The following is a 684-nucleotide window of genomic DNA, read 5'->3' as shown; positions in this document are numbered from 1 at the left end:
TCTGATAACGAACCAGCAAGTGATGCTTCAAGCATATCGCCCTGACTACCTTCCTTGCGTGAAATAGATATCACCTTAGGCACCCTCGGCTACAGAAGCCGTTTCTGGCTTAGTAATGATAATATCAGTACCGTCAGGTTTCTTAATATCTAGGTCGACACTCCACCCATCAATAACTAAGTCGAGGTCGCCTTTGCTTTTCCTATATTGAAGAGCAAAACGATCCCTGAAGGCCAAACCAACGTTGACACCGAAAACAATTACGTTTTCCATCAGCCACTGATTTTCTTTATTTAAATACATCGAATAAGCAACCGGCAGCACAGTGCCATTATCTGTTATCACTTGCATATCAACCACAGCTTTCTTATCACTACGGCTATTAAGCTTGGCTTTTGTTACTTTGATATCAAAGACACCACTTTCCACCAATGTTTTGGTATAGGTCGTATACAAACTATCTTTAAAAACCGAAACAAATCGATTTTTTTGTTCCTTAGAAGCCCTGCGGCCATACTTTCCCATGACACGTGCAGCGATACGACGAAAGTCCACTATTTTATTTAGTGCACCATCCATACTCGCTAAAAAGCGCTCTGGATCAGTTTCGTAGTATTCCCTTTCTACCTTAAATAATTCCAACACTTCAGTAACATTTTTCTCAACAGTCAGCCTGATTTCTTC

General features: G+C 40.8%; 1 protein-coding gene. It reads right to left on the bottom strand.

The features are described 5' to 3' along the window. Positions 1 to 75: 75 nt before the first annotated feature. On the bottom strand, positions 76 to 684 hold a 609-nt coding region (locus A3756_RS01210; protein ID WP_068552719.1), incomplete at its 5' end, for a phospholipid-binding protein MlaC.

The organism is Oleiphilus sp. HI0086 (genome assembly GCF_001635225.1).
This window is presented reverse-complemented; position numbering and strand designations above follow the sequence as displayed.